Annotated in this window: 29 protein-coding genes; 14 read left to right on the top strand and 15 right to left on the bottom strand. The window is 62.8% G+C overall.

The genetic code is table 11. The annotated features are described in order from the left end of the window. The first annotated feature begins 109 nt into the window (after positions 1-109). Genes ACMT3I_RS13000 through ACMT3I_RS12990 form a run of 3 tightly spaced genes read left to right on the top strand, consistent with a single transcriptional unit; the run spans position 110 to position 2,989 of the window. Positions 110-1,069: an alpha-ketoacid dehydrogenase subunit beta gene (locus ACMT3I_RS13000; RefSeq protein ID WP_414805035.1), complete on the top strand. Its 960-nt coding sequence runs from the start codon at positions 110-112 to the stop codon at positions 1,067-1,069. Beyond that, on the top strand, positions 1,069-2,280 hold the full coding sequence (locus tag ACMT3I_RS12995; protein ID WP_414804930.1) for a dihydrolipoamide acetyltransferase family protein: 1,212 nt from the start codon (positions 1,069-1,071) through the stop codon (positions 2,278-2,280). Before ACMT3I_RS13000 ends, ACMT3I_RS12995 begins: the two co-directional genes overlap by 1 nt. Before the next feature lie 49 nt (positions 2,281-2,329). Continuing rightward, a complete protein-coding gene (locus tag ACMT3I_RS12990) occupies positions 2,330-2,989 on the top strand; it encodes a VOC family protein (protein WP_414804929.1) in 660 nt (219 codons plus the stop codon). Position 2,990: 1 nt separating this feature from the next. Here ACMT3I_RS12990 and ACMT3I_RS12985 read toward each other — a convergent pair whose 3' ends face one another. Beyond that, positions 2,991-3,920 carry an HAD family hydrolase gene (locus ACMT3I_RS12985; RefSeq protein WP_414804928.1) on the bottom strand — a complete coding sequence of 310 codons (930 nt, stop codon included), beginning with the start codon at positions 3,918-3,920 and terminating at the stop codon, positions 2,991-2,993. Positions 3,921-4,026: 106 nt separating this feature from the next. After that, positions 4,027-4,746, bottom strand: a complete 720-nt coding sequence (locus ACMT3I_RS12980; RefSeq protein ID WP_414804927.1) for a TetR/AcrR family transcriptional regulator — start codon at positions 4,744-4,746, stop codon at positions 4,027-4,029. Between the two features lie 87 nt (positions 4,747-4,833). Here ACMT3I_RS12980 and ACMT3I_RS12975 point away from each other — a divergent pair, with 87 nt between their 5' ends. Genes ACMT3I_RS12975 through ACMT3I_RS12955 form a run of 5 tightly spaced genes read left to right on the top strand, consistent with a single transcriptional unit; the run spans position 4,834 to position 11,331 of the window. Then, complete coding sequence (locus ACMT3I_RS12975; protein ID WP_414805034.1) at positions 4,834-6,441, top strand: carboxyl transferase domain-containing protein; 1,608 nt, start codon at positions 4,834-4,836, stop codon at positions 6,439-6,441. A gap of 7 nt (positions 6,442-6,448) precedes the next feature. Next, positions 6,449-8,671: a biotin carboxylase N-terminal domain-containing protein gene (locus tag ACMT3I_RS12970; protein ID WP_414804926.1), complete on the top strand. Its 2,223-nt coding sequence runs from the start codon at positions 6,449-6,451 to the stop codon at positions 8,669-8,671. Further along, positions 8,658-9,980 (top strand): acyl-CoA dehydrogenase family protein, encoded by a 1,323-nt coding sequence (locus tag ACMT3I_RS12965; protein ID WP_414804925.1) that lies wholly within the window; start codon positions 8,658-8,660, stop codon positions 9,978-9,980. The genes ACMT3I_RS12970 and ACMT3I_RS12965 overlap by 14 nt, the downstream gene beginning before the upstream one ends. After that, a complete protein-coding gene (locus tag ACMT3I_RS12960) occupies positions 9,977-10,489 on the top strand; it encodes a MaoC family dehydratase (RefSeq protein ID WP_414804924.1) in 513 nt (170 codons plus the stop codon). The genes ACMT3I_RS12965 and ACMT3I_RS12960 overlap by 4 nt, the downstream gene beginning before the upstream one ends. Then, complete coding sequence (locus ACMT3I_RS12955) at positions 10,486-11,331, top strand: HpcH/HpaI aldolase/citrate lyase family protein (RefSeq protein WP_414804923.1); 846 nt, start codon at positions 10,486-10,488, stop codon at positions 11,329-11,331. The genes ACMT3I_RS12960 and ACMT3I_RS12955 overlap by 4 nt, the downstream gene beginning before the upstream one ends. On the opposite strand, the gene ACMT3I_RS12950 is transcribed toward ACMT3I_RS12955, so the two are convergent. After that, the gene (locus ACMT3I_RS12950) at positions 11,328-11,918 is read right to left on the bottom strand and encodes a glutathione peroxidase (RefSeq protein WP_414804922.1); all 591 of its coding nucleotides are present in this window, start codon (positions 11,916-11,918) and stop codon (positions 11,328-11,330) included. The two genes, ACMT3I_RS12955 and ACMT3I_RS12950, sit on opposite strands and share 4 nt — an antisense overlap. A gap of 284 nt (positions 11,919-12,202) precedes the next feature. Here ACMT3I_RS12950 and ACMT3I_RS12945 point away from each other — a divergent pair, with 284 nt between their 5' ends. Next, positions 12,203-13,165 carry an aldo/keto reductase gene (locus ACMT3I_RS12945; RefSeq protein WP_414804921.1) on the top strand — a complete coding sequence of 321 codons (963 nt, stop codon included), beginning with the start codon at positions 12,203-12,205 and terminating at the stop codon, positions 13,163-13,165. 47 nt (positions 13,166-13,212) lie between these two features. Here the strand turns inward: ACMT3I_RS12945 and ACMT3I_RS12940 are convergent, their stop codons facing one another. After that, a complete protein-coding gene (locus ACMT3I_RS12940) occupies positions 13,213-13,803 on the bottom strand; it encodes a TetR/AcrR family transcriptional regulator (protein WP_414804920.1) in 591 nt (196 codons plus the stop codon). Positions 13,804-14,046: 243 nt separating this feature from the next. Here ACMT3I_RS12940 and ACMT3I_RS12935 point away from each other — a divergent pair, with 243 nt between their 5' ends. Together ACMT3I_RS12935 and ACMT3I_RS12930 are read left to right on the top strand one after the other, a co-directional pair. Continuing rightward, on the top strand, positions 14,047-15,459 hold the full coding sequence (locus ACMT3I_RS12935) for a M16 family metallopeptidase (protein ID WP_414804919.1): 1,413 nt from the start codon (positions 14,047-14,049) through the stop codon (positions 15,457-15,459). A 121-nt stretch (positions 15,460-15,580) separates the two neighbouring features. After that, positions 15,581-16,183 (top strand): histidine phosphatase family protein, encoded by a 603-nt coding sequence (locus ACMT3I_RS12930; RefSeq protein ID WP_414804918.1) that lies wholly within the window; start codon positions 15,581-15,583, stop codon positions 16,181-16,183. A 37-nt stretch (positions 16,184-16,220) separates the two neighbouring features. On the opposite strand, the gene ACMT3I_RS12925 is transcribed toward ACMT3I_RS12930, so the two are convergent. Then, entirely contained in the window at positions 16,221-16,754 is a 534-nt protein-coding gene (locus ACMT3I_RS12925; RefSeq protein WP_414804917.1) for a GNAT family N-acetyltransferase, read from the bottom strand. A gap of 109 nt (positions 16,755-16,863) precedes the next feature. Between ACMT3I_RS12925 and dapB the strand changes: the two genes are divergently transcribed. Both dapB and ACMT3I_RS12915 read left to right on the top strand, forming a co-directional pair. Then, a complete protein-coding gene (dapB, locus tag ACMT3I_RS12920) occupies positions 16,864-17,676 on the top strand; it encodes a 4-hydroxy-tetrahydrodipicolinate reductase (protein WP_414804916.1) in 813 nt (270 codons plus the stop codon). Continuing rightward, complete coding sequence (locus ACMT3I_RS12915) at positions 17,673-18,122, top strand: hypothetical protein (RefSeq protein ID WP_414804915.1); 450 nt, start codon at positions 17,673-17,675, stop codon at positions 18,120-18,122. Before dapB ends, ACMT3I_RS12915 begins: the two co-directional genes overlap by 4 nt. A gap of 8 nt (positions 18,123-18,130) precedes the next feature. On the opposite strand, the gene ACMT3I_RS12910 is transcribed toward ACMT3I_RS12915, so the two are convergent. From ACMT3I_RS12910 to ACMT3I_RS12875, 8 genes are all read right to left on the bottom strand, one after another. Beyond that, a complete protein-coding gene (locus ACMT3I_RS12910) occupies positions 18,131-18,952 on the bottom strand; it encodes a hypothetical protein (RefSeq protein WP_414804914.1) in 822 nt (273 codons plus the stop codon). Beyond that, entirely contained in the window at positions 18,949-19,857 is a 909-nt protein-coding gene (locus tag ACMT3I_RS12905) for an ABC transporter ATP-binding protein (RefSeq protein ID WP_414804913.1), read from the bottom strand. The genes ACMT3I_RS12910 and ACMT3I_RS12905 overlap by 4 nt, the downstream gene beginning before the upstream one ends. Further along, positions 19,854-20,285, bottom strand: coding sequence for a GntR family transcriptional regulator (locus tag ACMT3I_RS12900; protein ID WP_414804912.1), 432 nt, complete (start codon positions 20,283-20,285; stop codon positions 19,854-19,856). The genes ACMT3I_RS12905 and ACMT3I_RS12900 overlap by 4 nt, the downstream gene beginning before the upstream one ends. Positions 20,286-20,396: 111 nt before the next feature. Beyond that, the gene (locus tag ACMT3I_RS12895; RefSeq protein WP_414804911.1) at positions 20,397-21,287 is read right to left on the bottom strand and encodes a TIGR01777 family oxidoreductase; all 891 of its coding nucleotides are present in this window, start codon (positions 21,285-21,287) and stop codon (positions 20,397-20,399) included. A 70-nt stretch (positions 21,288-21,357) separates the two neighbouring features. Then, positions 21,358-21,783 carry an OsmC family peroxiredoxin gene (locus tag ACMT3I_RS12890; protein WP_414804910.1) on the bottom strand — a complete coding sequence of 142 codons (426 nt, stop codon included), beginning with the start codon at positions 21,781-21,783 and terminating at the stop codon, positions 21,358-21,360. 124 nt (positions 21,784-21,907) lie between these two features. Continuing rightward, positions 21,908-22,468, bottom strand: coding sequence for a DUF4395 domain-containing protein (locus ACMT3I_RS12885; RefSeq protein ID WP_414804909.1), 561 nt, complete (start codon positions 22,466-22,468; stop codon positions 21,908-21,910). Beyond that, complete coding sequence (locus ACMT3I_RS12880; protein WP_414804908.1) at positions 22,449-22,961, bottom strand: thioredoxin family protein; 513 nt, start codon at positions 22,959-22,961, stop codon at positions 22,449-22,451. The genes ACMT3I_RS12885 and ACMT3I_RS12880 overlap by 20 nt, the downstream gene beginning before the upstream one ends. Before the next feature lie 51 nt (positions 22,962-23,012). Further along, the gene (locus tag ACMT3I_RS12875; protein WP_414804907.1) at positions 23,013-24,257 is read right to left on the bottom strand and encodes an amidohydrolase; all 1,245 of its coding nucleotides are present in this window, start codon (positions 24,255-24,257) and stop codon (positions 23,013-23,015) included. Between the two features lie 122 nt (positions 24,258-24,379). On the opposite strand from ACMT3I_RS12875, the gene ACMT3I_RS12870 reads away from it, so the two are divergent. After that, positions 24,380-24,883 (top strand): nucleoside deaminase, encoded by a 504-nt coding sequence (locus ACMT3I_RS12870; protein WP_414804906.1) that lies wholly within the window; start codon positions 24,380-24,382, stop codon positions 24,881-24,883. Positions 24,884-24,919: 36 nt separating this feature from the next. Here ACMT3I_RS12870 and ACMT3I_RS12865 read toward each other — a convergent pair whose 3' ends face one another. Continuing rightward, on the bottom strand, positions 24,920-25,168 hold the full coding sequence (locus tag ACMT3I_RS12865; protein WP_414804905.1) for a hypothetical protein: 249 nt from the start codon (positions 25,166-25,168) through the stop codon (positions 24,920-24,922). 42 nt (positions 25,169-25,210) lie between these two features. Next, on the bottom strand, positions 25,211-26,248 hold the full coding sequence (locus ACMT3I_RS12860) for an agmatine deiminase family protein (RefSeq protein ID WP_414804904.1): 1,038 nt from the start codon (positions 26,246-26,248) through the stop codon (positions 25,211-25,213). Position 26,249: the final 1 nt, after the last annotated feature.

The raw sequence follows: 26,249 nt of genomic DNA, 5'->3' as shown, positions 1-26,249 counted from the left end.
TGCATCCGCGCCTGCATCGGCACCGTCATCAGTCACGGGCCCTGCCTCCGTGACAGTGCCAGGTGCAGCGCCCGCAACAGGGCCAACCCCGCCACCCACCACGCTGACCATGGCGAACGCCATCAACGCGGCGCTTCGCCAGTCCATGCACGACGATGACAAGGTTCTGCTCCTCGGCGAGGACATCGGCGCCCTTGGCGGTGTGTTCCGTGTGACAGACGGCCTGCAGCGCGAGTTCGGCCCGCGGCGCGTGATCGACACCCCGCTCGCAGAGTCGGCGATCATCGGTACCGCTGTCGGCCTGGCGTATCGCGGTTATCGGCCGGTGTGTGAGATCCAGTTCGACGGCTTCATCTACCCCGGCTTCGACCAGATCGTCAGCCAGGTGGCCAAGCTGCACTATCGCACGCAGGGCGCAGTGCGGATGCCCATCACCATCCGGGTTCCCTTCGGCGGAGGAATCGGCGCCGCAGAACACCACTCCGAATCCCCGGAGGCCTACTTCGCCCATACTGCCGGACTGCGCGTCATCGCCGTCTCAAACCCGCAGGACGCATACAGTCTGCTGCGACAGGCGATCGCCAGCAACGACCCTGTGATCTTTTTCGAGCCCAAGCGCCGCTACCACGTCAAGGGCCACGTAGACGAGACGCTCGGCACCTCGTTGGGCGACGCGGTCGTGACGACGCCGGGAACGGATGTCACCCTGGTCACCTACGGCGGGCTCGTCGCGGTCGCGCAGGATGCAGCCAGCGCCGCCGCCGACGAAGGCGTATCCATTGAAGTCATCGACCTGCGCTCACTTGCTCCGATCGATTTTGACTGCATCACGGCATCCGTTCGAAAGACCGGTCGCCTGGTGGTGAGCCACGAGGCAGCCCTGTCGGGTGGAATCGGTGGGGAGATCGTGACAGGCGTGATCGAACGCTGCTTCACCAGCCTCACCGCGGCGCCCGTTCGCGTGACCGGATTCGACATTCCGTACCCGCCGGCGCGGATGGAACGGCATCACCTTCCCGACCTCGACCGAATGCTCGACGGGGTCGACCGAGTGCTTGGACGTCGCTGATGATCAAGGTATTCACGCTGCCGGATCTGGGCGAAGGACTCACCGACTCGGAGATCGTGAGCTGGCTGGTAACCGCCGGTGACACCGTCGAACTCAACCAGCCGTTGGCCGATGTTGAGACTGCCAAGGCGACGGTTGAGCTGCCATCGCCGTTCGCAGGCGTCATCACCCAGCTGCACGTTGGCCCTGGCGATGTTGTGCAGGTGGGGGAGCCCATCGTCAGTTTCGATGTGGCCGGTGCCGATGACGATGCCCCGCAACCGCAACCGCAACCGCAACCGGCGGAAGAACCAGAAGCTGTCGCGGATCTGGCACAGGACCCAGATCCAAACCCAGCACAAGTGGCTGAACTCGAACGCGAGCCCGTCCTTGTTGGCTACGGCGCCGCAGCTGAACGGGGAGGTCGTCCCATCCGCAGGCCACGTAAGCCCCTGACGTTGCCCCACCAGATCGTCGAGACGAGCACGGTCGAGGTCGACTACTCCCAGGACGGCACTCAGGAATACGATCACGAACCAACAACTGAGACCCGCACGCCCGTCACCGGCATCCGTCGACAGACCGCGGCTGCCATGGTACAGAGTGCCTTCACCGCGCCACAGGCCAGCGAATTTCTGACAATCGATGTGACGCCGACGCTGGAGCTCCTTGAATCATTGCCGATGTCGAACGGGCATCGAGTCGGTATTCTGGCCGCGGCCGCGAAGGCGCTCTGCATCGCGGTTCGCCGCAATCCGGCGCTGAACGCCCACTGGGACGAGGCCACAGACGAGATCGTCGTGTTTCATGGGGTCAACCTTGGCATCGCCGTCGCGACACCGCGCGGGCTGATTGTGCCCACCATCGCGCACGCAGAAAACCAGACACTGGTTGAACTGACCGATGCCATCGCGCGGCTGGCCGATACGGCGCGAGCCGGACAGACGCGCCCGTCCGAGCTGACGGGCAGCACGATCACAATCACGAATATAGGGGTGTTCGGGGTCGATGCAGGCACCCCCATCCTCAATCCGGGTGAGGCGGCAATCCTGGCGCTGGGCGCCATCCGCACACTGCCGTGGGAACACAACAACGCGGTTGCCCTTCGCCGGGTGATGACGCTCACGCTGACCTTCGATCATCGGCTGGTCGACGGAGAACAGGCAGCGAAGTTCCTGACTGATGTGGGAGCAATCCTTGCTAGGCCCGGAGTGGTGCTGACGATGGTCTAGCGATCAGACATCACTTGACCCTGTGCAGCGGGCAGGGGAGAGTGAGACCATGAATTCGCCAATCGTGCTGACCCCCACACTGACCGCGTCAGCGCTGACCGAGAGTGGCTTCGTGCACTTCGACGGCCATCTGTATACCGAATTCGTCACAGGCACTTTCGCCAGCGGACTCGAGTTTGTTGGTCGAATCGGCCAGGCTGCAGAGGAAGCGAATCACCATCCGGATGTGCGCCTCAGCTACGGCAGTGTCGCGGTTGACTTGAGCTCTCATGACGCGGGTGGTGTGACCGATCGCGACGTGCGGCTGGCCATCGTCATCCATCGCATCGCGCGCGAGGTCGGTCTCTCTGCGACCGGCGCATTCCCTGGTCGGTATGACGTGGCTATCGACTGCACCGATACCGAGGCGATCAAGGGATTCTGGCTTGCGGCACTCAACTACGTCGAGACAACAGGCGAGAACGGCATTGAGTTGATCGACCCAATTGGTGTCGGTCCGCGAATCTGGTTTCAACACATGGAGATTGCGCGCACGGATCGCAATCGCATCCATCTTGATTCGTACGTGCCCGCAGCGGATGCCGAGGAGCGGGTTGCCGCAATCATCGCCGCGGGAGGGACGCTCGTCACCGATGAGTTCGCCCCCGACTGGTGGGTCATGGCGGATGTCGAGGGCAATGAAATGTGCGTCTGCAGCTCAACGAACTAGATCATGCTGCAGGTGAAGACCCGTAAACATTGCTCCAGTCATCCTTGATGCTGACCACCGTCCAGCCGTGGTCAGCTGCCAGCTCCACTGTCTTCTCTGCTCCGGTCGTGTAGGCGAATTCACGTTCGTCATCGTCATGGTTGATGACAAGGGCGAATGCCGCTGACTCGAGCATCTCGATGTCGACATCTCCGTTGCCGGCAGCGAACACCGGGAGTCGACCAGTATGGGCGAAAATATGCTCCGGCTTACCTGGGCCGAGATCGAGGCCACCCAAGCCTTCTGCTGCCCGAACGATGACCCCGTCGGAGTATCGGTACCCGGCAGCTGTGCCAATGATGTTCTCCTTGTAGATGCCCCAGGTCTCTTCGGCGAACACTCTCATGAAATCTCTCCCGCCGCCGGAGCACACGAACACCCGAAAATCATGGGCTGTCAGGAATTCGATGAGTTCGAGCATCGGCTTGTAGACCAGCTCTGTGTACGGAACGCCGAACTTAGGTTGCTTCACCGTTGCCAGCCAGGCGCGCACCTCGGCGTCGAACTCGTCTGGGGTTGTGCCTGCCCACGAACGAATGAAGGCATTCAGTAGTGCTTCGATAGTCGCGGGATCCTGGGTCCCGACGCCGGCAAAAAATGCCATATCGCTTTCTACCAGAGCCTTGTATGGCTGTGTGCTGGCAAGCGATGGATCCCCTTTCACCTCCTCGCCCCATTTGCGGAAGACGAAGTCGAACTGGGCAGGCAGCGGCTGCTCTGACCAGAGCGTGCCGTCGTTATCGAATGTGGCGATCCGATCAGCGAGAGGGATGAAGCCCTGCCCCGCGGTCGTGGCCGTGGCGACAAAGTCCAGGATTGCCTGTTTGGCCGGCCCGTCTTTCCAGCTCGGCAGTGCAGTTTTCGTCTTCGGCTGGGCTGTTTCAGCAGGCATGGTTGGTCCTTTCGCGAGCGGGCCCTGGGTGAGGGGCGCACGATAGACACGATGCCTCGTCAGGCACGAAGGGTCGTCACCCGTTTAGGGTGATGGCGGACGCGGGTCAGCCAGGTCCCTCGAGATCTATGGTGAGTGCACCGAGTGCCATCGCTTCGAGCAGAACACGGACGGCGCTGTGCGCGTGCGCGTGCGCGTGCCCGTGCCCGTGCCCGTCCTGAAGCGTCGCTGCTTCATCCGCTGCTGTATTCGATGCGGGAGCGTGGGATGTCGTGCTGTACGGCGTCGAGTTCATGAGACCGAATACCGCGTGAGCCCTGGTTCTCAGGAGCCCTCTATCCGCGTGTGGGTTCAGCGCACCGAGGACATCAACCCACGTTTCGACGTAGCGGCGTTGCAGGGTACGCACGGTATGGCTGTCGGCATCGCTCAGATTCTCGAGGTCTCGATCCTGCACCCTGATGACATCAGGCTGCGTCAGTGCGAAATTCACATGGAATGCGACGAGCGACCGTAGCGCTGATGCGGCATCCGGTGCGGCAGCGACAGCTGCGTGGCCACCGGCGACGAGATCGTCGCTGACCCCGACCAACAGGGCGGCCAGCACTGACTGCTTTCCAGCAAAATGGCGATAGATCGCTGGGCCGCTTACTCCGGTGGCGGCGCCCAGGTCTTCGATTGTGACCCCGTTGAACCCCCCTGCGGCAAAGAGGCGTGCTGATGCCGCCAGGATTGCCGCCCTCCGTTCAGCTTTGGCTTCCCCCCGGGGAGTGGGGTTGCGTTGCATCCGGGGGAGTTGTTCGCCGTGCATTCCTTTGTCCTGCATCGATCCCTCTCCCTCTGGACAATTCAGTTAACGAATACTAACTTGAATTGAGGATCAGCCCACGCTGATCGAGGCGGGACATTGTCAATGGAGACACTCGGCAGTCACACGGATGCGAGCAGTGCGTCGTTTAGACAGAACACGGCAGATCAGCGCGCGCTTGTGCGCGAGCTCAAGCAGCGACTGGAGCAGAGCGCGAGCGGTGGCCCTGAACCGTCAAGGGTGAGGCACGTCGCGCGCGGCAAGCTGCTGCCGCGAGAGCGCATCGATCGCCTGCTCGACCCTGGGAGTCCGTTCCTGGAGATCGCACCGCTGGCGGCAACCGGCCTGTACGACGATGAGTCGCCCGCTGCAGGCCTGATCGCTGGAATAGGTCTCGTACACGGTCGCCACGTTCTCGTTATCTCGAACGACGCTACGGTGAAGGGCGGAACGTATTATCCACTTACCGTGAAAAAACATCTGCGGGCGCAGGAGATCGCGATGGAGAACCGGCTGCCATGCATCTACCTCGTCGACTCCGGTGGTGCGTTCCTGCCGATGCAAGATGACGTCTTTCCTGATCGCGATCACTTCGGCCGCATCTTCTACAACCAGGCAACGATGTCGGCCAGGAAGATCCCGCAGATCGCCGCCGTGCTCGGGTCCTGCACTGCAGGTGGGGCCTATGTGCCGGCCATGAGCGATGAGACGGTTATCGTGCGCGGGCAGGGCACGATCTTTCTCGGTGGGCCGCCGCTGGTGAAGGCAGCGATCGGCGAAATCGTCACGGCTGAAGAACTCGGCGGTGGTGACCTGCACGCCCGTGTGTCCGGGGTGAGCGACCACCTGGCCGATGATGACGACCACGCCCTGCAGATTGTGCGTGACATCGTGGCCACCCTGCCGACCGAGCATCCACCGGTGTGGGATGTGCAGGAGCCGGTGGCGCCTGCAGCACGCGAGCAGGATCTCTACGGCGTGGTACCGACGGATGTGCAGGCCGCCTATGACGTGCGCGAGGTGATCGCCAGACTGATTGACAGCAGCGAGTTCCACGAGTTCAAGCGCGAGTACGGCACCACGCTGATCACCGGATTCGCCCACATCCACGGGCATCCGGTTGGCATCATCGCCAACAACGGCGTGCTGTTTGCCGAGTCGGCGGAGAAGGGCGCGCACTTCATAGAGCTGTGCGACCAGCGTGGAATACCGCTCGTCTTTCTGCAGAACATCGCCGGATTTATGGTGGGCAAAGACGCGGAGGCCGGCGGCATCGCCAAACGCGGGGCAGCGATGGTCACCGCCGTCGCGACTGCGCGGGTGCCGAAATTGACAGTCGTTATCGGCGGCTCATTTGGCGCAGGAAACTATTCGATGTGCGGACGAGCCTATTCGCCGAGGTTTCTCTGGATGTGGCCAGCCAGTCGCATCTCGGTGATGGGCGGCCCGCAGGCATCGGCTGTGCTCGCCACGGTGAAGCGTGACCAGCTGGAAGCCAGGGGCGAGACGTGGAGTGCTGCCGACGAAGCAGCATTCACCGCGCCGATCACCGCGCAGTACGAGCGTCAGGGAAACCCTTACTACTCAACCGCCAGACTGTGGGATGACGGCATCATCGACCCCGCGGACACGCGAACAGTTCTCGGGCTGGCGCTTGACGTCTGCTCGCGCGTGCCACTGCCCGACACGGCCTTCGGCCTCTTGAGGATGTGACCAGCTGATGCCTGAGCGCATACAGACAGACCCAACCAGCAGGCCGTTTCACACTGTGCTTGTAGCCAACAGGGGCGAGATTGCCTGCCGGATCATCGGCACGTTACGCGAGCTGGGCATCCGCTCCGTTGCGGTGTTCAGCGACGCCGACCGTGGCGCGAAGCATGTGCGGCTAGCGGATGTCGCCATTCGGCTGGCGCCTGGCCGGCATGGGCCAGACGACACGTACGTCGACGGATATCTGAACGGTGCCGAGGTCGTGGCTGCTGCGCGCGAATCGGGGGCGGAAGCGATCCACCCTGGCTACGGATTCCTCAGCGAGAATGCTGAATTTGCGCAGATGGTGACTGCCGCCGGGCTCGTCTTCGTCGGTCCGGGCGCCCCTGCCCTCACGCTGATGGGCGACAAGATCAGCGCGAAGAATCACGTCGCACGCTCGCAGGTGCCGGTAGTTCCCGGCATAAACGAGTCAGGCCTTAGCGATGCTGAACTGATCGACGCAGCCACGACGATCGGATTTCCCCTGTTGGTCAAGCCGTCGGCCGGTGGCGGCGGCAAGGGCATGTATGCGGTGAACTCGCTCGCTGAATTGCCCGATGCACTCGCCTCAGCCAGACGGGTCGCCGCCAGGGCGTTCGGAGACGACACGCTCTTCCTCGAGCGTCTGATTGCGCAGCCGCGGCACATCGAAGTGCAGATCCTGGCCGATAACCATGGCAACGTGATCCATCTCGGCGAACGGGAATGCTCGCTGCAACGTCGTCACCAGAAGGTCATCGAGGAGTCACCGTCGCCGCTCATCACCGGGCTGGCGCACGGCGCCGAGCTCAGGGCACGCATGGGAGAGGCGGCATGTGCGGCGGCCAGAAGCGTCGATTATTCGGGGGCAGGAACCATCGAGTTCCTGGTGTCTGACGCGGCACCTGACGAGTTCTACTTCATGGAGATGAACACCCGACTCCAGGTGGAGCATCCGGCCACCGAGTTAGTGACCGGCATCGACCTGGTCGCCTGGCAGCTCTGGATCGCGGCCGGCGATCAGCTCACGCTTCGCCAGGATGACATCCGCTTCACCGGCCACGCGATTGAGGCGCGGGTGTACGCCGAAGATGCAGCGCACGGTTTTCTGCCATCGACTGGCAGCGTGCTCGCGCTGCGGGAGCCGGCTGCTGCCGGTATCAGGCGTGACAGTGCGCTGATACCCGGCCTCGAGGTCGGTGGGCAGTACGACCCTTTGCTCGCAAAGGTGATCGCGTGGGGAGCGGATCGCGCCACCGCCCTTGCCCGACTTGATGCTGCGCTTGCCGACACCCTGGTCCTTGGGGTCTTGACCAACATCGACTACCTGCGCGTGTTGCTAGCCGACACCGATGTGCAGGCCGGTCGCCTCGACACCGGGCTCATCGAACGGATCGGTGATGCGCATCCGCTGCCTGAAACGCTGAACAGCGAGCGGATGCTGGCAGCTGTCGCCCTGTTCCTGCACTGGGACGCGTGGCAGGCTGCAACCAACGAATGGCAACGTCCATCGGGCTGGCGGCTCGGTCAGCCGCGTGCTGTGTCATACGTCCTGACGAGCGATGCCGGGCAGATCGAGGTGCGGGTGAGCGGCACACCGGAGCAGGCCACCGTGGTGGTGGGCGACGGTGAGACCGTGACCGCCAGCATCCGGCGCCTGAATGATTCGATGTTCGAGCCAGCGCCACCTGGCGAATGCACCCGGTTCAGTGTCGACTACAGCGGCCAGGTTCACACGGTCGATCTGGTCGAGGATGGAGCGCGACGGACATCCGACGGGTCGCGAACCATCTGGATCGGCGAGGCCGGAGCATCGACGGCTGTCCGACTGGCCTCGGCGGCCGAGCGGATCGCATCGAGGCGATCGGGTGGGGTCCAGGAGCCAGGAGCGACCGATCCGCAGCTGCGCTCGCCCATGCCAGGCACCGTGACGAACGTCAGCGTAATCGATGGAGACAGCGTCGACAGTGGCGCGGCCATCCTCACGATCGAGGCGATGAAGATGGAGCACACACTCGTGGCAGCGCTGGCCGGGATAGTGCAGATCGCGCTGTCGGTCGGTGACGTCGTGGCTCGCGGCCAGGTGTTGGCCACCATCACGCCGGCCGTTGCGGAACCGATACCGCACGTTGCCGCGAGTCAGAACGCACACGAATTGCCCAGTGGAACCGCAGAACCAATGCAGAGTGGAGAGCACCATGAGCCCGTATGAACTCACCGACGATCAGCAGCGACTGCGCGACCAGGTGCGTGACTTCGCCGATACCGTCGTCGCACCCGCGGCCTACGAATATGACACCAAGCGCAGCCTGCCATACGGCATCATCGCGAGCATGGGGGAAATGGGCCTGTTCGGTCTGCCGTTCCCGCGTGAGTATGGCGGGAGTGACCGTGGCTACCTGGCGTTGTGCCTGGCCATCGAACAACTGGCCAGGGCAGACCAGAGCATCGCCGTCACGCTCGAAGCAGGCGTCGGCCTCGGTGCCATGCCGATCTTTAGAAGCGGCAGTCAGGCGCAGAAGGAACGTTGGCTGCCGAGCCTTGCCGCTGGCACATCGCTTGCCGGATTCGGGCTGACCGAGGCCGAAGCCGGGTCGGATGCCGCTGGAACGCAGACCACCGCCGGGCTGGTGGCGGGCGCCGGCGCTGGCAATGGGTCAGGCGCGACAGGTTCGGACTGGGTGATCAACGGCAGTAAGCAGTTCATCACCAACTCAGGAACCGACATCACTGCCCTCGTCACGATCACTGCCGTCACCGGCCAGTCGAGGCGGCCGGACGGATCGGTGAAGAAGGAGCTCAGTGCCATCCTGGTGCCGAGCGGCACGCCGGGTTTCACTGTCGAACCCGCATACGACAAGGTCGGCTGGCACACCTCTGACACGCATCCGCTCACCTTGCGCGACGTGCACGTTCCTGAAGAGAATCTGTTGGGGGAGCGGGGGCGAGGATTCGCCAACTTCATCCAGACGCTGGACGAGGGACGCGTTGCTTTCGCCGCGCTCTGCACAGGCGCGGCCCAGGGCTGCCTGGAGGAAGCTATTCGTTATGCCAGGACCCGCAACGTCTTCGGCACGAGCATCGGCTCGAATCAGCACATTGCCTTCACCATCGCCCGGATGCAGGCCAGGGTTCACTCTGCACGGCTGGCCTACTACGACGCGGCGCTCAAGCTCGCGCACGGCAAGCCGTTCAAGCTTGAGGCCAGTCTGGCCAAACTGATTTCAAGCGAAGCAGCCATGGATAACGCGCGCGACGCCACCCAGATCTTCGGCGGATACGGCTTTCTCAATGAGAATCCGGTCGCTCGCCACTATCGCGACTCGAAGGTGTTGGAGATCGGCGAGGGTACGACAGAGGTTCAGCTCATGGTCATCGCGCGCGAACTGGGATTCAATGGATTTGAGGCCAGCCGCAGCGGCGCAACCAGTGCAGGCGACGCCACCGGTGCAGCCGGCGCAGGTGCGACCAGTGAGCCGACCGTCGGTCAGGCCGACGGAGAGGATGGGCAGGCCGCGTGACGACGACCAAACCAGACGATGACGAGATTGACGGCCGCACGGTGGTCGTGCAGCGCGGCCTCTACTTCGAAGAGTTCGATCAGTCGACGCTCTATCTGCACCGGCCAGGCCGCACGGTGACCGAGGCTGACAACGTGCTCTTCACCACTCTCACAATGAACACGCAGTCGCTGCACCTCGATGCGGCGTGGGCAGCGGAGCAGCCGTTCGGGCAGCGACTGGTCAACTCGATGTTCACCCTGTCGACGCTGGTGGGCAGCTCGGTTGCTCAACTCACCCAGGGCACTATCGTGGCCAATCTGGGGTTTGCCAACGTGACTTTCCCGCATCCGCTGTTCCACGGCGACACTCTCTATTCCGAGAGCATCGTCACCGCCAAGCGGCTCTCGGTGTCGCGGCAGGGCCAGGGTGTCGTCACTCTGACACACACGGGTAAAAACCAGGACGGCATCGTGGTGGCCACCGCAGTGCGAACCGTTCTGGTCTGGTGCGAGGACGCAGCATCATGACCTTTGACATGGGACCAGCGCTCCTGTTCTGTCCTGGCGACCGCCCCGGCCGCTTCGGCACAGCCCTCGAGCGAGCGGATGCCGTGATCATCGATCTCGAGGATGCCGTCGCTCCGACCGCCAAAGAAGCGGCAAGACAGGCGCTCATGGCAAGCCGCCTCGACCCCCTACGCACGATAGTACGGGTGAACCCCGTCGGCAGCGACGAGTTCGAGCATGACCTTCTCGCCCTGTCGGCCACGGAATACACCACGGTGATGCTCTCCAAGGTGACTGCAGGCTCCCAGGCGGTTGCCCTCGCTGGCTACCAGGTTATTGCGCTCTGCGAGACGGCCGCCGGTGTGCTGGCCGCACCGCACATTGCCGCAGAGCCCAACGTGGTCGCGCTGATGTGGGGGGCAGAGGATCTCGTCGCTTCCCTCGGCGGAACAACGAGTCGGCACCCTGACGGTCGCTTTCGCGACATCGCCAGGTACGCCAGAGCGAGCGTCCAACTTGCGGCCGGTGCCCAGGGCAAGGCGGCGATCGACACTGTTCATCTGGTCATCGACGACCTCGATGGCCTGCTCGCCGAAGCGACGGATGCCGTCGCCAGTGGTTTCGCGGCGACCGCCTGCATCCATCCAGCGCAGGTCGGCGTGATTCGTGCTGCCTATCGACCCACACACGCAGAGGTGGAGCGAGCACACGCTATCGTCGAGGCATCGAAGGGTACGCACGGCGTATTCGTCTATGACGGACGGATGATCGACAGCCCGGTGTTGCGGCAGGCCGAGGCCCTGTTGCGGAGGGAACACCACACGGAGCCGGGTTCGACATCCGACTCCAGCCCGGGAGCCTAGGCCTCTTTGGTTACCGCTTCAGTCTGAGTTACCGCGTCAGTCTGAGTTACCGGTTCAGCCTGGTCATTCGTGTCTGTCGTTGCACCCGCCTTGGCGGCAGCGATCGCGCGTTCGACAGCCTTCACGAGTTCTGGCGACTCAGGCGTGACTGTGGGAGCAAATCGATCGATGATCTGGCCGTCTGCACTGATGAGGAACTTCTCGAAGTTCCACTTCACCAGGCCGGGCAGGATGCCGTGCTTGAACTTGGTGAGCTGCGAATACAGCGGGTGCTGGTTCTTGCCCCGCACGTCAATCTTGGTCGTCAGCGGGAAGGTCACGCCGAAGTTCAGTTCGCAGAACGACTGGATCTCGTCTTCATTTCCCGGCTCCTGATTGCCGAACTGGTTGCATGGCATACCAAGCACCACGAAATCCTCGCCATCGAAGCGCTCGTACAAGCCCTCAAGCCCCTGGTATTGAGGAGTGAATCCGCAGTGGGATGCCACGTTTACAACCAGCACAGTCTTGCCCTTGAACTGGCCGAACGTACTCTGTGTTCCGTCGATCATTGTCAGAGGGATGTCGTAAAGCGTGGAGTCACTCATAGGGCAAATCTACGCCAGACCGACGTGCAGAGGCTGCACGTTTGCCCTGCATTTGAGTCTGCTCGAATGAGCGAGACCGGCCTCGGATGCACATTCGCGAATACTCAGATAAAAGTTTCGCCGCATGACGCTCCGTTCGCCGACTCTGACCTATTCTCAAATACGGGGGAAGGGTCACTATGTTGCATGCACGCGCACCACTACACAACGGATCGGTTCACACCGACACAGGAAAGCACGCACTAAATGGGGCTGGCGCGGGGCGTGCTGAGCACTACGGGCATGTGGAACATGACGATCGGGCGGAGTCTCAGGGGGGCTCAGACACCCTGCGTCAGCTTCCAGATACCGATCTTCAGGTCTATCCGCTCGCACTGGGGGGCAGCGTATTCGGTTGGACTGCAGATGGATCGACGAGTTATGACATTCTCGACCGGCACCACGAGCTGGGTGGAAACTTTGTCGACACCGCAGATAGTTACGCCGCGGGGCGTAGCGAAGTGATCCTGGGCGGGTGGATGCGCAGCCGCCGCACGAGAGATAGCACGATCGTCGCTACGAAGATCGGTCGCAACCTCGACAACCCTGGCTTGGCGCCTCGCAGTATCGTCGGGGCAGTGGATGCCTCGCTCGAACGGCTACAGACTGACCGCATCGACGTGCTCTACTTTCACCTCGACGACAGCGACGTTCCCCTTGAAGAGAGCCTCGGTGCTGTCGATGTCCTGGTGAAATGCGGCAAGGTTCGACATCTCGCCGCGTCGAACTTCTCTGCAGAGCGATTGATGGAGGCACGGGTGCTCGCCGCCAATGGGCTCCCGCGATTCATCGCGCTACAGAGCCACTACAACCTGGTGCACCGAGAAGCATTCGAGAGCGAACTCGCCCTGGTCACCCGGGCACAGGGGCTCGGGGTGATGCCGTACTTCGCCCTCGCCCACGGTTTCCTGACGGGCAAATACCGCACTAAGGCGGATGTCGTGAACACTGCACGCGGGGCTCGAGCGGCCCACTATCTGCATCGCCGCCCACTCAGGGTGCTCTCCATCATGGAGCGGATCGCCGCCGAGCATGACGCACCGCTTGCGTCGGTCGCGCTGGCCTGGCTGCTGTCGCGAGACGGGATCGTTGCCCCGGTTGCCAGCGCGAGTTCGCCCAGTCAGGTTGAGGGCTTGATGGCCGCCGCACGGATCTCGCTGACCCGCGATGACCGCCACGATCTCGACAAGATTTCTGCCTGGGCGTAGAAGCTCGCTGTGGCGTGACCTGTCCCGCAGGTGAAACTGTGGAGACTTTAGCGAGTGCTCTCGTCGAGGATGCGCTGTACTGCACGTCCAAGAGCCGCGTTGGCTGCGATGGGGTCGCCGAGGTGGGCGCTGGCGACAGCGCCGTCCCTGGCCAAGGTGAAGTCATCCGCTGCGTCACCGGGACGCGGGTGTCCCATGCCGCGGAACATGTTTTCAAGCTCTGTGGCGAACCATTCACGGTGATCAGTGACAGCGATGCGCACAGGGTGCATCGGATCGGTGAACTGGGCAGCTGCGTTGATGAACGCGCCACCTTGGAAGTTCGAGTTCATCAAGTCATTCGAGACCGAGGACACGAAAGCGCGCAGTCGCCGCTCGGGAGTGTCAAAACGGCCCTCCAGTGACAGGACGAAGTCGCGGGTGCTCTTGTCGCGGCCCTGGACGTAGGCGACGATGAGCGCGTCCTTCGACCTGAAATACTTGTAGAAGGTGGCCTTGGTCACGTGAGCTTCGGCGATGATCCGATCGACGCCGACGGTGTGGACGCCTTCGCCGTAGAACAGGTTGTCTGCCGTCTCAAGAATGCGCACCTTGGCATGCGTCGTTGGCCTGACCGTCGACTTGTCCACTTCGACCATCTGGTCAACTCCTTCGTAGGTACGCGTTCCGCGTGCTGTGGGTGCCTGGCACCACCGGGGGCGTGGGCTGTCGCTGACAAAAATTCACGGCGAAAGCCCGATCATGGGTGATTCGAAGAGGGGGGTGATGTCTCCGAAGACCCAATATCCAGACTTTAGCATATTGAAACAGACTGGTCTGTCTGTCCCCACGAAATCTGCAAAAACCCGCTTGAGGGGCAGGAACGGTAGGGTGGAGGAGACATGACCGGTGCAGTTGAACTCCCCTTAGACCTGGCCGAACTATCGTTCCGTGCCGCAGGCGATGCTCTCGTTAGACGAAGCGTTCTACCCAGCGGTGCACGCATCCTCAGTGAACACGTGCCTGGCGCTCGAAGCCTGACGATCGGCTTTTGGGTGGCCGTCGGCTCCAGGGACGAGCTTCCTGAGCACTACGGTTCGACACACTTCCTTGAACACCTGCTGTTCAAGGGGACGAATACTCGATCTGCGCTTGATATCGCGGTGGCATTCGACTCGGTCGGTGGCGAACACAACGCGATGACTGCCAAGGAATACACCTGCTACTACGCCAAGGTGCAAGACCGCGACATGGCAATGGCCGTCGACGTCCTCGCCGACATGTTCACGTCGTCGCGCATCGATCCTGACGATTTCGACAACGAGCGTGGCGTCATCCTCGAAGAGCTTGCGATGGCTGACGACGACCCGGCAGATGTCGCAAACGAGCGCCTGTTCGAGTCGGTATTCGGCGACCACCCGCTCGGTCGCCCGATCGGTGGCAGCCCCCGCACCATCAAGGCAGCTACCCGCGAAGCCGTCGTCGAGCACTACCGAATGAACTACCGCCCACAGGATCTCGTGATTACGGTTGCCGGCGCCGTCGACCACGACGTACTCGTTGCGCAAGTCACTCGCGCCTTGGCCCGCGCGGGCTGGGACCCCGAGGAGTTCGCTACACCCGTAGAGCGCCGAAGCGGCAGCGCATCGCTGTTGACCCAGGGCAAGTCCCTTGCTGTCGTCAACCGGCCCCTCGAACAGGCCAACATGCTCATCGGCATGCCAGGCCTCGTCGCCGCAGACAGCCGACGCGTCACGATGAGCGTGCTCAACTCCATCTTCGGGGGCGGCATGTCGTCGCGTCTGTTTCAGGAAGTGCGTGAAAAGCGTGGACTTGCGTACTCGGTCTACTCGTTTGCGCCCGGATACTCGGATGCCGGATTGTTCGGCATGTACGCCGGCTGCACGCCGACGAAGGCCGGACAGGTCGCTGAGCTCATGTTGTCCGAGCTGCACCGTCTCGCCGATGATGGCGTGACACCTGACGAAATGCGCCGGGCTGCCGGCCAGCTCTCCGGTGCCTCTGCATTGGCTCTCGAAGATTCAGACACCAGGATGTCGCGGCTCGGTCGTTCTGAACTCACCCTGGGCGAATTCGCCGATCTTGATGAGGCACTTCGGCGCATGGCTGCGGTTACAGCCGATGACGTGCAGGAGCTTGCCACGGAGCTTGCCTCCGGAGAGCTGTCGATCGCGGCTGTCGGTGCCATCGACGACGACGCGTTCGCCTCGGTCATCGACGCATCATCGAGCCGAAGATCCGTACCGTCGGCCATCGGCCAGACGGCGCCGGTCGAGCCCGCAACTCGGCCCTAAACCAATACTCCCCAACGGTGCATCGTGATGCACCAGACGCCGCGCTTCTGCGCGAACTCCGGCCTGTTCTACCTGCCCAATACGCTTCAACACGTCGCTACACAATGAAAGAGGGACAACGATGCCCCACTACATCTATCTGGTTCGACACGGAGAGCAGCAGGACGCCGAGCACGGCATGCCTGACGGCCCTCTGTCCGCACGCGGCAAGCGTCAGGCTCGGCTGTTGGCCGAGCGACTGGGCGGCGTACCGTTCACTGGCGCCTGGCACTCACCCCTGCAGCGCGCAGCGGAGACTGCAGAGATCATCGCCGATCGTCTGCCGTCGCTGACACCCGAACCCTCGGCGCTGCTTTTCGACTGCTTCCCGTCGGGCAAAAGCGTCGACACGCCGTCGGCATACGATCCGTTCTTCGGCGCAATCTCCGACGCGGAGATCGACGCTGGCAGCGCTCAGATGGAGGATGCGGTCGCGGAGTTCCTGCAGTCACGACCCGGTGACCGACACGACCTGTTGATCACCCATAACTTCGTGATCGCCTGGTTCGTGCGCGAGGTACTCGGCGCTCCAGATTGGCGTTGGGTGGGAATCAACCAGGGCAACTGTGGCCTCACGGTGTTGCAGCAGAGGCCGGGAAGGCCCTGGACGCTCGTCACCCACAACGACCTCGGACACCTTCCGTTTGAACTGCGAACCGGACTGCCTGACAACCTGATTGTTTAGGGCGGGAGCGAACGTCGCTCACCCGCAGGTCCCTTGCTCAGCTGGGGGAGCCTGCGGTGTTGCGCAGTTTCTTTCCGTACCAGTGAGTGGCGTTCGGGTTGTCGTTGTACGGCGGAATGTTCTCGAAGCCGGCGCTCGTGTACAGGCTCGCTGCGGCGGCCAGACTGGCATTCGTGTCGAGCACAAGTTCGTCAGCGCCTAACTCCCGTGCTCGACGTTCGAGTTCGTCGAGCATCAGGCGGCCCCAGCCTTTGCCGCGCGCCTCTGGTCTAAGAAACAGGTGTTTGATCTCGTAGCGCATGGCTCCTGTGGGGGAGTCATCGATACGACGGATGCCGCCGCATCCCTCGTTGATGATCTCAGCGACCTCTGCGCCATCTGCCTGGTCGTTGGCAGCTTCGCCGATGAGCAGAAAGACCCCATTCGGCGGCAGGAACTGCTTCGGATCGGGAAACGTGGTGCGGTAGACACCCTGATCGGGCGGGAACGTCGTCTCCCTGTCTGCGAAGTACTGAGTGAGCAACGCGAGCGCCCCGACGTCCGACGCAGATACAACGGTGAATTCAGGCATGACCCAAGGGTACGGTGCCGTGCGCCGAGCAGCTAGGTGGTCTGCGTCACACGGGGCCGAACGAGTAACGCCACACAGCCCAGGCCCTCGCGATTGGTAGATTGGAACAATGACTACACGGGTGGCCGTTGCTGGCGCAACAGGAAAACTGGGGCGCGTTGTCGCCGAACTGGTCGAGGCGGCTGACGGCTACGACCTCGTCGCCCGGCTCGATTCGCGAAGCGAGCTCACTGAGATGATCGGTGCGGATGTCGTCGTCGACGTCACGGTGCCCGGCGTCAGCCAGAGTGTCGTCGACTTTGCTGTGGCCAACGGCATCCGTGTTCTCGTCGGAACATCAGGCTGGTCCCAGGAGCGCATCAGCGTGCTCGAGGCGACCGTCGCCGGCCGTGGCGACACCGGCGTTATCATCATCCCCAACTTCTCAATCGGATCGGTGCTTGGTACCGCGCTCTCGACGATCGCCGCTCGTTTCTTCGACTCGATCGAGATCGTCGAGGGGCACAGCGCATCCAAGGTTGATTCTCCGTCTGGCACAGCGGTGCGCACGGCTGAACTGATCGGTCAGGCACGGGACGAGCGCGGACCCGTGATCGCGCCGCACACCGACCAGCGAGCCAGAGGACAGCAGGTGGCGAGTATTCCGGTGCACAGCCTGCGCCTGGCCGGCCTCATCGCCAAGCAGGACATCATCTTCGGCGGGACGGGGGAGACCCTCACCGTCAGCCACACCACGTTCTCGTCGTCATCGTACGAGCAGGGCATCCTGTTGGCGCTTGACGCCGCGCGAGAAGCGCGTGGTGTGACAGTCGGCCTGGATAAACTGCTTGACCTCGGGATCGGTGGGGCTCCGGATGCCGCGAGCCGCGACACCTCACTGTCGGGCAGTTTGCTTCCCGACGACGGAACGGCAGCAGAATGAAGGGCCGTGCCGCGGCCATCGTGATGGCAGTCTTACTGGCGTTCTATATCGTGCTTGTGGGCTGGCGCGCGCTGCTGTTCATCGGCAGTGGTGAAGCCGTCGGCATCGCGATCGGCATTGCACTGATCGTGCTGCCGCTCATCGGAGTCTGGGCACTGATCCGCGAATTGACCTTCGGTGCAACAACCGAGCGCCTGGTGAAGCAACTGGAGGCCGAGGGCGCGTTGCCAGAGGAAGAGCTACCGGTACGCCCCAGCGGTCGCCCGGAGCGAGAGGCGGCGGATGCCCAGTTCCCGATGTATCAGGCTGAAGTGGATGCCGACCCCGACAACTGGCGCGCCTGGTTCCGTCTCGGCCTCGCCTACGACGCCTCAGGTGATCGTCGAAGGGCGCGGGGCGCGCTGAGGCACGCGATCGCACTCGAGAAGACCGCCAAGACGGCGTAGCGAGCCAGCTAGTTTTTCGGTGTTGCCTTTCGCAGCGTGAGGTACCCGCAGGTGGCGGCAAACAGCGTCGGAATGAATAGCCAGCTGAAGAAACCGGCGATTCCCTGAGCGGTGAACCACGCGATGACGGCTGTCCAGCTGCTCGTGAACGTGATGAGTGCGGCGGCCCCCAGGATGAGCACGGCGAGGGAGACCCAGAAGACGAGCATCCCTGGCATCCGCCACCGCATGTAGATCGTGGCCACCGATGCGCCGAGGAAGAAGATGAACATCTGCATCGAGAAGAAGGTCAGCAAATCCACCCACCAACCGTCAACGCCGAACCACAGCGCGTTGAACATGTGGGCGCCTATGCCCCAACCGTTTGTCAGCTTCTCGATCTGGGTCAGCAGCATGAACGCCACTGCATTGAATGCGGAGATCATCACGAACAGAAGCGACGTCCCGAGGTAGAAATCGCGGCGGGTGACGCTGAAACCGAGAGCAAACGGGAAGGTCATTCCGATCGCCTGTACCGCTACGACGATCAGGTACCACTGCGGGGCGAGAACTGCCCAACTGTAGCGCTGGCCAACGAGCGCTGTAGGGCTGTTGGGGTCGCTGCCCGTCGAATAGGTGATGATCACCGAGATGATCAGCGTGATCACAAACGCTGTCCCGACGATAATCCAAGGAATCCCGACGTAGGTACGAAGGTCTACGAGGTGTAGGCGGGCCACGTTCCAGATGCGGGCGATTCTGCCAGGTGCGTGCACTGTCGCAGGGGCAAAGTCTGTCATTGTCGTCTCCGGCTGTGAGGCACTCGTCTGGCTGGATGTCGCTGTGCTCATGAGTTCTGGCTCCATTCCGCTGCTGATAGGCCTGATGTCTTCCGTACGATGAGCTGCTGCAGCGAAACAGGGCCAAGCTCTAGTCCAGCGGCTTGGGCAGCCTGTCGATCCGACTCTGAAAGTCCACTGATCGTCACAGATGCGAGGCCACCGATCCCGTCGCGGTGCAAAACTGTGCGGCCGGCGACGAAGGCATCGACATCCGCTGCCCGCCCGACGACGGTGCTCGCGCTACCCCTTAACTCGTCGGCATCCTGGTCGAGCAGGATCCTGCCCTCGTCGATGAGCAGCACATGCTCGAGCAGATTGCTGACCTCGTCGATGAGGTGGGTGGAGAGGATAACGGTGCGCGGATGCTCTGCGTAGTCCTCAAGTAGGCGATCGTAGAAGATCTGCCTGGCGACGGCATCCAGGCCAAGGTACGGCTCGTCGAAGAAGGTGAGCGGTGCGCGGGAGGCCAGTCCGACGATGACGCCGACCGCGGAGAGCTGCCCGCGGGAGAGCTTTCTGATGTCGCGCTTCAGTGGCACCCTGAACTCGTCAACGAGTTCGGCTGCGAAGTCCGCGTCCCAATTCTCGAAGAACCACGGGGCGCTGGCCAACACGTGCTTGGGCATGAAGCTGCTCGGGTACTGCTGGCTCTCCTTGATGAAGCAGATCTTCTGGAGCAGGCCCGCATTCTCAACCGGGTTCTCACCGAAGACGGCGATGTCACCGCTGGTGGCGAACTGCTGCCCAGTGAGCAACTGCATGATGGTGGTCTTGCCTGCGCCGTTACGGCCGAGCAGTCCGTAGATCTTGTTCTGCTCGACGGTGAACGAGACATTGTCGATCGCCGTGAATGAGCCGAAGCGCTTCGTCAGTCCCTCCACGCGTACAGCAGTGGCAAGAGTGGTGCTTGTCATGAGGTGACCGTCGCTTTCGTCGAGGTGCCGTTCTGCTGCGCACCGGAGTATTCATTGGCTGGGATGCCTGCTTCTGCAGCATCCGTTTGGATCAGGGCGACCAGCTGTGCCGGCGAGATGTCGAGCTTCGCGGCTTCAGCGAGCAGTGGTCGCACGTAGTGGGTGCGGAACTCCTCGGTGCGACGAGCCAGCAGACGATCCCGCGCCCCGGTAGCAACGAACATGCCGATGCCTCGCTTCTTGTAGAGGATGCCGTCGTCAACGAGCCGGTTGACGCCCCGGCCAGCGGTGGCCGGGTTGATGCGATAGAACGCGGCGAACTCATTCGTCGAGGGAACCGGACTTTCTTCGGCGATGACGCGGTCGATGATGTCGTTCTCGATCTGCTCTGCGATCTGAACGAAAATCGGCTTGCCATCATCGATCAAAGGGTGCCTGCTCTCAGGTGCGTCCCGAGTCCACGGGTTAGTTGGTTATGTAACTAACCAACCATGCGGGCGCGCCAGTGTCAACCCCATTCTCGGGGTGTGCTCGGCGGATCAGGACGAGCTGAGCATCCAGGCGATTGCAGCCGCTGGTGTGGTGTGAGTGAAGGTGAAGCCATCGGAGAGCAGCTTCTCTGGGCGTACGTCTTGATCGGCCAACAGAAGCTGGCGGCCGGCATCCTGCAGCGCCAGCGTGATCGCAGCCCGGGGGACGGGCAGTCGGTACGGGCGGTGCATGGCATCAGCCAACGCGTGCATGACGTCATTTGCCGTTGCGGGCTGTGGCCCGACCAGGTTTACCGGGCCTGAGAGGGCTGAGGTCATCAGGTGGACGATAGCAGCGGCTTCGTCAAGCAGGCTAATCCACGGCCAGTGTTGGCGGCCGCCGCCGAGGGGACCGGCTAACCCGAGCGCGGTGAGGGGAATGAGCGGTTTCAGCGCCCCGCCACGCGCCAGCACCAGGCCAGAGCGGAATGTGACGACTCTGGTGCCCTCGGGTGCGCGATGCGCTTCATGCTCCCAGGTCGAGACGACATTGGCGAGAAAATCGTGGCCGGGACTGGACGACTCGGTGAGTACCTCGCCTGGCCGATTGCCGTAGATGCCGACGGCTGAGGCGTTGAGCAGAACTTGAGGGCGCTGCGATGCTCGCTTGATCGCATCCGTCAGGGTTCGCGTCGCACGGACGCGGGAGCTGAGGATGGTGCGTCGATACCCGGGCGTCCAGGGGAGCCGGGCCAGCGAAGCGCCCGAGAGGTTGATCACTGCATCCGCACGTTCGATCACACCGGGGTCCATGCTGAGCTCTGCCGGTCTCCACTGGTACTCGCCGGGTCGAAGCGGCTCGCGCCTGACGAGGCGGAGGACATCGTGCCCAGCTGCCTCAAGTTGGCGGCAGACTTCTGTGCCGATGAGACCAGTGGAACCAGAGACCAGAACGTGCATGAATATGACCGGCCTTCGACCAGAACGATGTGCGAGTGGGCTGCATCCGGCGGCCTATTGCCGCCGTCGGTTAAGCGAGTTCTGCTTCGAGGGTGATCGGGATGCCGGCGAGAGCCTGCGAGATCGGGCAGTTGACCTTGGCATCCTCGGCGAAGACCAGGAACTCGGCCTCGGTCAGCCCCGGAACAGTCGCGTTCACCAGCAGGTGGCTTCCGACGACACCCTTGCCCGGCTGGAACGTGACGGCAGCAGTGGTCTGGATGCTTTCGGGAACGTGTCCGGCTTCGCCGAGTGCGTTCGACAGCGCCATCGAGTAGCAGGCGGAGTGAGCAGCCCCGAGAAGCTCCTCTGGGTTGGTGGTGTTCGCTTCGCCCTCTGCGCGTGCCTTCCAATTGACGGGGAACTCAGCCGCCTTTGAGGAGTCGAGGCTGGTGGTGCCGCGGCCGGTCGCAAGCGGGCCGGTCCACACTGTCGTTGCTTCGCTGGTCAGTGCCATGGTGAAACCTCCTGAAGTTGTGTGCCCCAGCCTATCCGCACGATCAGTTCAGCAAACTGAGAACCTGCTCCCAGCTGTTGCGAAGTGTTGAAGCTGTCAGGTGCCAGCCGATTGCGTCCAGGCCTCAGGCGGAGGTGACCGTGCGGACCGTGCGGCCGAGGACGCCTGCGCGCACCAGCAAGAGGTAGATCTGGCAGCCGAGGCAATAGCCGAAGACACTATTGAGGAACGCAGCGACGAATGCTGTGGCAGCGGCGATCGGCACAGCGAGTGGCAAGCCGAGCAGTCCAAGCAACACCCCGAGTCCGGTCACGACGAGTCCGACGCCCTGTGCGAATGTCGGCGGTGCAGGGGCCTCCAATTCAGTCGGTGGTGCCAGCCGAGGACGAACCAGTTTCCTGAACAGAAGTCCATAGGGGTGTGCCGAAACTCCGGCGAATGCTCCCCAGGCGAAAAGCGCGGCGATCGCGGCGAGCAGCACAAGTGCGGCCGTCGCGGCGCCGACCAAGGCCAGATACACGACGACAAGCAGGAGCACTCCGGTGATCGCTGCGCTAAATCGTAGACCGCGCGGGTCGATGCCTGATTGCGTGGCTGGCAGGCGATCGCTGGCTGTCGCGTGACTGGTTGGCTCAGCAGCGGCCGAGGTATCACCGATCCGGTGATCAGAGCGGGGTGTTGACATGGTTGTTCCCTTCGCTGTGGCGTCCGGTCAGTGCGTCGAGGTGCTCGGTCACGCTGTCGCGCAGCGGAAGGCCGTTGATTCTGGCCGTGAGTGCGCCATCAGAGCCGAGAACGAGGGTGGTCGGTGTCTGGAGAATCCTGAAGCGGTTCGCGAGGTCTGCCCGGTGAGTGAGGTCGATATCCAGGTGCACCACGCCCTCGCGGGTGGACGCAACCTCGCCCAGAAGTCGCCGGGTCGCCGGGCACCTCGCGCAGAACTCGGTGGAGAACTGCACGAGCGTTGCCCGGGAGCCGAACGGCGCTGAGCTGCCGAGGTCTGCCGGCGTCAGCGGATGTGCGGCTGTCGCGCCGTCGAGGCGCGGTGCGAGCGGCAGGGGAGCACCGGCATCCGTCACCACGTGCAGACTGCCCTGGCGAGTACGCCAGAGCAGCCCGACGACAGTGGCCGCCGCTATCAATCCCACAACGAGGAGGAGGGCAAGAAGCGGATGCATGCCAGTGACGCTACGCGTCCCGTGGGCAACCGAAACTTCTGTGACAGCAGATTACGCGGCTGGCAGCCAGGTCCGAGTTGCGACGACGAGCGCTGTGACTCCGTTGGTGAGTGTCGGCTCGATGACGGGAGCGTAGTGCGGTGAATGGTTGGACGGCACAGTGAGCAGGGCTGGATCGTTCATGTCTCCCGTGGTGAACAGTGAGGGATCGGTGCCGCCGAGAAGCCAATACGACAACGGCGCGCCCGAACTTGTGGCGAAGATTCCGACGTCTTCACTGCCCGCGCCTGCACCCGGATCGAGAATCTTGTCTGCACCCAGCCAGTCGGCGAAGGCGTCGAGTGTCTTTTTCAAAGCTGCAGGATCGTTGACGACGATGGGAAAGCGCTCGATCTCGGTGATCGTCGGTTGCTCTGTGGCCCCGGCGGTTGCTGCCTCGCCCCGCGCGATGCGATCGACGCTGTTCAGGATGTGCTCCCGAACTGAAGACTCGTAACTGCGGATGTTCAACTGCAGCTCTGCGTCACCGGGAATGACGTTGGCGGCGTCACCGGCGTGGATCGACCCGACGGTGAGTACCGCGGTGGCAGTGCTTGGAACCTCTCGAGAGATGATCGTCTGCAAGCGCATGACTGTTGCCGCTGCCATCACGATGGGGTCGATTGAGGACTGCGGCATCGACCCGTGTGCGCCCTTGCCGACGAGGTGCACGCGAAGCGAATCTGATCCAGCGTATGACGGGCCTGGGTGGCCGGCGATCTTTCCGGCTGGCAGGGGAGCGACGTGTTGGCCGAGCACGACATCGGGCTTCGGAAACCTGTCGAACAGGCCGTCATCGACCATCGCCTGCGAGCCGGCCCCGAGCTCTTCAGCGGGCTGGAACACGATCATCAGTGTGCCGGCCCAACTGGCGGTGTCTCGGGAGAGGATCTCCGCAGCGCCCAGCATGCAGGTGATGTGCATGTCATGGCCGCAGGCATGTGCAACTGGAACGACCTTGCCGTTGCCATCTTTCGACGTGATCGTGCTGGCATAGTCGAGCCCGGTGTCTTCCTTGACGGGCAGGGCATCCATATCTGCACGCAACAGGGCCGTGGGACCTGAACCGTTTTTCAGGAGACACACGACGCCTGTCTTTCCGATTCCTGTCGTAACCTCGAAACCCAGATCCTTCATGCGCTGAGCGACGAGGTCGGCGGTGCGGTGCTCCTGGAAGCCGAGTTCCGGATGACGGTGGATGTCCTTGTAGAGATCGGCGAGCTTCGGATCTACCGAGATGTTGTCGTGTGCAGACATGAAAAAATCCTCCCGAGTGTCTTTTCGGTCAGGCTACCCACGACTCTCGATGCCGGACAGGGCACGGCGTCAGCTCACAGCTGTTGTTCGCCAGACAGCCGCGGATCCGATTGAATAGGGCAATGTCCACAGATCTGAGCTCGGTGTCTGAGCCAACTGCGATTGACCTGGCCCGCCTCCGCGATGCGATCGAGGTGGCCAAGCTCGCGGTAGAGCATGGCAATCACCCGTTCGGTGCTGTCCTGGCCGATGCATCGGGAGAGGTCGTGCTCGAGGCAGAGAATCGGGTGACCACCGACGTCGATCGCACAGCGCACGCCGAAACGATGTTGATTCGTCTGGCGTCGCATCGGTTCACGTCGGCGGAGCTCCGTGAGTACACGCTCTACACGAGCTGCGAGCCCTGCGCCATGTGCTCAGGAGCGATCTATTGGTCTGGGGTGGGTCGAGTTGTCTATGCGCTCGCCGAAGACCAGCTTTATGCGATCACCGGCGCAAACCCCGAAAATCCCACCATGCGTCTACCGTGCCGCGCAGTATTCGCAGCGGGACAGCGCGACACGATTGTTGTCGGTCCTGCGCTGCAGGATGAGGCCGTGCAGTCGCACCTCGGTTTTTGGAACTAGTCGTCCAGCACGTGGGCCGAGGCCGCCGAACCCTGCCTAGTCCTTCGAGTTCTTTCGCCTACGAGTGAAATACCCACACAACCAACCGATCAAAAAGATCACGCTGATTGTCAGCCACTGCGGCGAACGGACGCTGATCCACAGCAAGTCGATTGAGACGGTGCTGGTGTTCTGGATGATGAAGATCACCGTCAGAATGAAGAGCACGAGTGCAATCCAGTTCATCGGCGTCAATCGGGCCAGGAAATTCGGCTTGACCGTTTTCTTTGTAGCGGATGTCGACACTGAGCACTCCGTTCGCTCGCGAGGCGGTAAGTACCGCTGAGCCTACCGAACGGCGGGTTGCTGCTGTGTGATGCAGTGGATGCCGCCACCGCGCTCAAACAGTGGGCGAGCGTCGACGGTGACCACTCGGCGACCCGGGTATGCATCGGCCAGGATCGCTACGGCATCCGCGTCATGCTCGTCGCCGAAGGAGCAGGCGATCACGCCGTCATTCACGAGAACATGGTTGACATAGCTGTAGTCGACGAATCCACCGGCATCGCGCAGCGTTGCCGGTGCAGGCAGGTCGATGATCTCGAACGGGTTCCCCCGAGCATCCCGTGCCTGCGAAAGCGTCTCGCGGATGAGCGCGGTGATGGCGTAGTCCGGATGCGCCGGATCGCGCTGGTCATGCAGCAGCACCCGACCTGGCGACGCGATCGTAGCGACGATATCGACGTGACCGCGCGTGCCGAACTCTTCCGCGTCACGCGTGAGACCACGCGGCAACCAGACGGTGTTTGTCGTTCCTAGCGTGCGGGAGAACTCTGCCTCGACCTCAGCGCGAGAGATGCCGGGGTTTCGTCCGGGGTCACGCTGCACCGACTCGGTGGCGAACACCGTGCCGAGGCCGTCGACGTGGATGCCGCCACCCTCGTTGACCAGCGATGAATCGATGCGCTCTGCGCCTGCCCATTCCGCAACAGCCGGTCCGAGCGTGCTGTCTTTGTCCCAGTGCGCCCATTCCTGCTGGCCCCACCCGTTGAACACCCAGGTGACTGCGCCGAGCCGACCTGGCTCTGCATCATTGACGACAAATGTGGGGCCGCTGTCTCGAATCCACGCGTCGTCGATGTCACGGACCTGCAATTCAATCTCAGATGACAGATAACGCGGAGCGATATCGGCATCGGCGGGCGCGACGACGACGTTCACCGGCTCGAAGTCGGCCGCAGCGTTGGCAACTGCCGCCCAGGTCTGCCTGGCTGATTCGGCATCGGCCGCGCTCTCGCCCAGCGTGTAGCCGCTTGTCGGCCACGCCAGCCAGAGCCGTTCGTGGCGGTCGCCTTCAGCCGGCATCCGCCAGGTTGAATCGGTCATC

Source organism: Leifsonia sp. A12D58 (assembly GCF_047530025.1).
GTDB lineage: Bacteria > Actinomycetota > Actinomycetes > Actinomycetales > Microbacteriaceae > Cryobacterium.
The sequence above is the reverse complement of the archived record's forward strand: the minus strand, read 5'-3'. Positions and strand labels throughout refer to the sequence as shown.

Coding starts and splice junctions, on each gene's coding strand:
- ACMT3I_RS13000 (WP_414805035.1), top strand. CDS start 110: ATGGCGAACGCCATCAACGCGGCGCTTCGCCAGTCCATGCACGACGAT.
- ACMT3I_RS12995 (WP_414804930.1), top strand. CDS start 1,069: ATGATCAAGGTATTCACGCTGCCGGATCTGGGCGAAGGACTCACCGAC.
- ACMT3I_RS12990 (WP_414804929.1), top strand. CDS start 2,330: ATGAATTCGCCAATCGTGCTGACCCCCACACTGACCGCGTCAGCGCTG.
- ACMT3I_RS12985 (WP_414804928.1), bottom strand. CDS start 3,920: ATGCCTGCTGAAACAGCCCAGCCGAAGACGAAAACTGCACTGCCGAGC.
- ACMT3I_RS12980 (WP_414804927.1), bottom strand. CDS start 4,746: ATGCAGGACAAAGGAATGCACGGCGAACAACTCCCCCGGATGCAACGC.
- ACMT3I_RS12975 (WP_414805034.1), top strand. CDS start 4,834: ATGGAGACACTCGGCAGTCACACGGATGCGAGCAGTGCGTCGTTTAGA.
- ACMT3I_RS12970 (WP_414804926.1), top strand. CDS start 6,449: ATGCCTGAGCGCATACAGACAGACCCAACCAGCAGGCCGTTTCACACT.
- ACMT3I_RS12965 (WP_414804925.1), top strand. CDS start 8,658: ATGAGCCCGTATGAACTCACCGACGATCAGCAGCGACTGCGCGACCAG.
- ACMT3I_RS12955 (WP_414804923.1), top strand. CDS start 10,486: ATGACCTTTGACATGGGACCAGCGCTCCTGTTCTGTCCTGGCGACCGC.
- ACMT3I_RS12950 (WP_414804922.1), bottom strand. CDS start 11,918: ATGAGTGACTCCACGCTTTACGACATCCCTCTGACAATGATCGACGGA.
- ACMT3I_RS12940 (WP_414804920.1), bottom strand. CDS start 13,803: ATGGTCGAAGTGGACAAGTCGACGGTCAGGCCAACGACGCATGCCAAG.
- ACMT3I_RS12935 (WP_414804919.1), top strand. CDS start 14,047: ATGACCGGTGCAGTTGAACTCCCCTTAGACCTGGCCGAACTATCGTTC.
- ACMT3I_RS12930 (WP_414804918.1), top strand. CDS start 15,581: ATGCCCCACTACATCTATCTGGTTCGACACGGAGAGCAGCAGGACGCC.
- ACMT3I_RS12925 (WP_414804917.1), bottom strand. CDS start 16,754: ATGCCTGAATTCACCGTTGTATCTGCGTCGGACGTCGGGGCGCTCGCG.
- dapB (WP_414804916.1), top strand. CDS start 16,864: ATGACTACACGGGTGGCCGTTGCTGGCGCAACAGGAAAACTGGGGCGC.
- ACMT3I_RS12915 (WP_414804915.1), top strand. CDS start 17,673: ATGAAGGGCCGTGCCGCGGCCATCGTGATGGCAGTCTTACTGGCGTTC.
- ACMT3I_RS12910 (WP_414804914.1), bottom strand. CDS start 18,952: ATGAGCACAGCGACATCCAGCCAGACGAGTGCCTCACAGCCGGAGACG.
- ACMT3I_RS12905 (WP_414804913.1), bottom strand. CDS start 19,857: ATGACAAGCACCACTCTTGCCACTGCTGTACGCGTGGAGGGACTGACG.
- ACMT3I_RS12895 (WP_414804911.1), bottom strand. CDS start 21,287: ATGCACGTTCTGGTCTCTGGTTCCACTGGTCTCATCGGCACAGAAGTC.
- ACMT3I_RS12890 (WP_414804910.1), bottom strand. CDS start 21,783: ATGGCACTGACCAGCGAAGCAACGACAGTGTGGACCGGCCCGCTTGCG.
- ACMT3I_RS12885 (WP_414804909.1), bottom strand. CDS start 22,468: ATGTCAACACCCCGCTCTGATCACCGGATCGGTGATACCTCGGCCGCT.
- ACMT3I_RS12880 (WP_414804908.1), bottom strand. CDS start 22,961: ATGCATCCGCTTCTTGCCCTCCTCCTCGTTGTGGGATTGATAGCGGCG.
- ACMT3I_RS12875 (WP_414804907.1), bottom strand. CDS start 24,257: ATGTCTGCACACGACAACATCTCGGTAGATCCGAAGCTCGCCGATCTC.
- ACMT3I_RS12870 (WP_414804906.1), top strand. CDS start 24,380: ATGTCCACAGATCTGAGCTCGGTGTCTGAGCCAACTGCGATTGACCTG.
- ACMT3I_RS12860 (WP_414804904.1), bottom strand. CDS start 26,248: ATGACCGATTCAACCTGGCGGATGCCGGCTGAAGGCGACCGCCACGAA.